Origin of the sequence: Rhodobacter viridis, from assembly GCF_003217355.1 — a bacterium.
Classification (GTDB): Bacteria; Pseudomonadota; Alphaproteobacteria; order Rhodobacterales; family Rhodobacteraceae; genus Rhodobacter; species Rhodobacter viridis.
Map to the genome: position 1 here is coordinate 1 of NZ_QJTK01000041.1, position 4,100 is coordinate 4,100.

The 4,100-nt window shown below is 61.5% G+C and carries 6 protein-coding genes; all 6 read right to left on the bottom strand.

The features are described from left to right. Positions 1–97: 97 nt before the first annotated feature. A protein-coding gene (locus tag C8J30_RS18100) for an IS5 family transposase (RefSeq protein WP_281269389.1) occupies positions 98–867 on the bottom strand; the annotation gives its coding sequence in 2 pieces (ribosomal slippage) (positions 98–531 and positions 531–867; 771 coding nt in all). 45 nt (positions 868–912) lie between these two features. Further along, positions 913–1,287 (bottom strand): hypothetical protein, encoded by a 375-nt coding sequence (locus C8J30_RS18455; protein ID WP_146227971.1) that lies wholly within the window; start codon positions 1,285–1,287, stop codon positions 913–915. Positions 1,288–1,676: 389 nt separating this feature from the next. Then, complete coding sequence (locus C8J30_RS18105) at positions 1,677–1,916, bottom strand: hypothetical protein (RefSeq protein ID WP_146227972.1); 240 nt, start codon at positions 1,914–1,916, stop codon at positions 1,677–1,679. Positions 1,917–1,967: 51 nt separating this feature from the next. Continuing rightward, positions 1,968–3,083, bottom strand: coding sequence for an AAA family ATPase (locus C8J30_RS18110; protein ID WP_110807471.1), 1,116 nt, complete (start codon positions 3,081–3,083; stop codon positions 1,968–1,970). Positions 3,084–3,159: 76 nt separating this feature from the next. Next, positions 3,160–3,510: an IS66 family insertion sequence element accessory protein TnpB gene (gene tnpB / locus C8J30_RS18115; RefSeq protein ID WP_055209617.1), complete on the bottom strand. Its 351-nt coding sequence runs from the start codon at positions 3,508–3,510 to the stop codon at positions 3,160–3,162. A gap of 51 nt (positions 3,511–3,561) precedes the next feature. Continuing rightward, complete coding sequence (locus C8J30_RS18120) at positions 3,562–3,924, bottom strand: transposase (protein ID WP_110807472.1); 363 nt, start codon at positions 3,922–3,924, stop codon at positions 3,562–3,564. Between the last annotated feature and the right edge of the window lie 176 nt (positions 3,925–4,100).

Below are 4,100 nucleotides of genomic sequence, written 5' to 3' on the forward strand. Positions count from 1 at the left end.
AGGATCCGATCCGGGAATGGCGCCAGCTTGCCCTCGATTTTGCAACGGTAACGGGCGGGTCGTGACGCAGGCCCCGTTACGGCATCTCGTTCTTGCGTCATAGCCAGAACATGACGGTTGCGGCGAGGGCGACGGCCGAAAGGAAGACCTTTGGGCACCTGTCGTAGCGGGTGGCTACCCTGCGCCAGTCTTTCAAACGACCGAACATGATCTCGATCCGGTTGCGGCGTTTGTAGCGACGCTTGTCGTGCTTTATGGGTTTGCCGCGCGACTTCCTTCCTGGGATGCAGGGCTTTATCCCTTTGTCTTTCAACGCTTCCCTGAACCAGTCGGCGTCATAGCCCCGGTCGGCCAGCAACCACTCCGCCTTTGGCAGGCTGCCCAGCAGGGCAGCCGCACCCGTGTAGTCACTGACCTGGCCTGCCGTCATGAAAAACCGGATCGGACGACCTTCGGCGTCGGTGACGGCATGTAGCTTCGTGTTCATGCCGCCCTTGGTTCGACCAATCAGACGGCCCCTTTGGTCGCCTGGCCCCCCTTTTTCGACCGCAGACTGGTCGCCGTGCGGTGCGCCTTGAGATAAGTCGCGTCGATCATCACCGTCTTCGGAACGGCGGCTTCGGCAGCCAGACCATCCATCATCCGGGCGAAGACACCTTTGTCGCTCCACCGCTTCCATCGATTGTAGAGGGTCTTCGGCGGGCCGTATTCTTTCGGCGCATCGCACCACCGCAACCCATTGCGATTGATGAAGATTATGCCGCTCAGCACACGCCTGTCATCGACGCGCGGCTTACCGTGGCTCTTGGGAAAGAAGGGCTGCAAACGGGTCATCTGCGCGTCGGTCAGCCAGAAAAGGTTGCTCATGATCCAGTCTCCTTGCGGAGCTTGAATCAGGCCGCGTCAACAAGATCAATGGGTCTTGACCCTAGCCAGCGCCAAACCAACGGGATGCGGAGGATATTGAGAAAAATGATACTTCAGCCAGTGCCAATCTTGGGCTGAAATTAAATCAACGGCAAGTAAATACATGCAAGAAATGTCCTTGCGAACACGTTGCCCGATGACGGAAAGAACAAATCTCTGGCGTGGGTCCAAAATGTAATCTTTTAAGTCCATTTTACCACCAATTTTTGAGCCCTCGGGGCTTTGTAACGCAAGTGATGATATTATTCCATAACGAGTTTTCAATGTGTCTGAATTTGCACCTTGTTTACCAAACATTGCAAAGCGCGCTTCCTGCGCAACGCGTCGAGCCCCATGGAACCCGCGAACGGCGGAAATCATAGGTTTGTGCGGGTGCGATGCCGCAGCCTCAACGTCGGCAACCCGCACCTTCCGAAGGTGACGACCTGAGCAACGTGCTCGGCCTTGCCGTCGGTCGCGCCTCGACATGCCTTTTTTCGACGCGTCCGTTCAGGCATGGCGCAGCGACGGCGCAAGCCCAGCCCTTTGCTGCCCCTCGTGCATGGCGCGGCGCGCAGCCTGACGCCTTCGCAGAGGGCTGGGAGCCGGCCAATGCAGTCGCAACGAGGGCGCGACCCGACCCAGTCTGGGCGCTTTGGCACGAAGCGTTCATGCGGGGGCACCGCGAGCAAGGCCGACGGACTTGGTCAGCACCTCAGTCGCTGTCGACCCCCGGGGTCCATGCGGGAATAGATGGTGATCGTGATCAATCAGCTGTCATCCTTCGGGGCCTTGTTCGGAGGAAACTCCATATACCGCCGCTTGCCAGGCTTGCCCTTGACAGGAAACCCGACCCGGAACGGCCCATTCTGTCCGCTGAGCGCCCGTGCGAAATGCGCATTCTCTTTCTGCAGATCCGCGGCTGATATCTCGCCTCTGGCAAGACGGTCTTCATCTCGCGCCCGAGCCGCGGCTTTTTGCCGTGCGCGGTCCTCAAATGAAAATGCCATCCCGTCCTCCACTTGGTTTATCATAATCTTTCCAACGTGTTGAGGCGCCCGTCAGTGCCACTGCGGCCCCGCCTCAAGCGTCTCGGCACGCGCGATCATCCTCATCACGGTGCGCAGCGAGATGGGACCTGCGCTCGCTTGGATCGCTTCCACGATCACCTCGATGCTCTCATCGCTCAGAGCACGCCGCGCGCCTTGGCGGCGCGCAAAACCGGTCAGGTCCCGCGTTGTCAGGTGCGGCAGTCGGATCGGTGGACAGCGGCTCAGCAGCGGCTCCGGCAGGGGACGCGTCGCGTTGACGGTCATGACCCATGACACCTGTCCCAGATCGAAGGGTACCTGGAAATACGGGCAAGTCCAATGACTTGCGGTTGCGGGCTCCAACAGTGGCAACAGTCCGCCGCACAGATCATAGGACCCGCCATTCGTCCCTGTCACACGACCGGCCTTTTCGAGTTCATCGATCACGACGATCGGGTTGCCAACCCTCTCCTGAAGGATCAGCTGGAGCAGCCGCCCGGGTCCTGCGGTGGCCCAGCCGCGCTGGCAGCCCAGAACCCCGAAACTGGCGTTCTCGACCGTCGCTTCGACTGACATCGATGGCATGCGCAGCGCGGTAGCCAGATGACGTGCCCAAGTCGATTTCGCGATACCAGGCGGTCCGTCGAGCAGCAGCGGCGGCAGGCGAACCCCTGGCCAGCCTTCGCAAACGGATTTCCGCAGCGCGTGCCAGATGATTTCCGTTGCGGGTGCCATCCACGGATACTCCGCATGCAATTCCGCTGCGATCTCATCCGCACGGTGCTCCGACGGGAGGCGGATAAGATTGACACCGTCACGCAGGGCCGCAAGCCGATCCCTGTCCTCTTTACGCAGGTGTGCCACCCCCGAGGCGGCCTCGCGGCGCTCGATCAACCGCTTGGCCCGCCGCGCAATCTTGCGGCAATCCGCGTCCGCCAATGTGATGATCGGGGCCACTTGGCGGGGATTGTCCGCGGCGACCTTGGGGTCCGCAGGGCGGGGCGGATCCTCGGCCAGGAGTGCGTTCAGCTCGATGTGGATCATCGCCCGCCGAAGGGTCTTGAGGTGTTCGGACAGGCGCAGTTCGATCGATTTCTGGGTCTCGTCCGACGGATATTTGACCAGCAGTATCTGGTGACGGGGCATGGGATTTCCTTTTCAGGCAAAGCCTTACCGGGGGCCGGGGAAATCCCGACCCGCCTTGAAGGGCATTTTGGAGGGCTCAGGCGATGACCGGCTTGCGCGGGGCGTTGACCGCGATGCCGCGCCAATCGACCCCGGCAAAGAGGGCGTCGAACTGCACCTGGTTCAGCATCATCGGCCCGGACTGGGCCTTGGGCCAGACGAAGCGCTTGCCATCGAGCCGCTTCATCGTCAGAACCAATCCGGTGCCATCCCAGACGATCATCTTCAGCTTGTCGGCGCGCCGCGAACGGAACACCCAGATCGCGCCGTCGAACGGGTCAAGCTGGAACTGGCTCGCGACATGCGCCACCAGCCCGTCCATGCCCTTGCGAAAATCGATCGGCTCGGTCGCGAGGTAGATGCGGTAGCTCGGGGTGTGGTAACTCATTGCGAGGCCCTCACCGCACGCAGGATCTCGGCCAGCTGCTCGGTCGGAAAATCACCACCGACCGATATCTCGGCGTCGCCGATCCGGATCTGAAAGGCGGCCGCGTCCGGGGCGCCTTTCTGCCTCGCTGGGCCTGCCGGTTCCGAAGGGGGCCATCACCTCGACGAACTGCGGAGCCTTTCCCTGCGGCCTCCCCCGGCGCGGCAGCTCGGGCAATTCGGCGCGCGCCCATTTCGCGACCAGGGACTCATTGGCCCCGATCTCCCTGGCGACGGTGACGATCTTGGTGCCGGCCTCGATCTTCTTCACCGCCATCGCCTTGAGCTCATCGGGCCAGATCCGACGCCCGTTGTCGGCGGTGATCACCGGGCAACCCCAGACCACCACATCGCCGCCCTCCTTCTCGTCCAACATCTCGACCTCCTTCGAACAGAGAGAGGGAGATCATCGCAAAACCCTTATTTCATTGGAACATGGGGTATATGCACCGCTTACCTTGAAGCCATTCGTGGCGAGGCGACGATCGCCGAGCTGGTGGTGAAGCACGGCGTGCATCAGACGGTGATCCACTCTTGGAAGCGTCAGGCGCT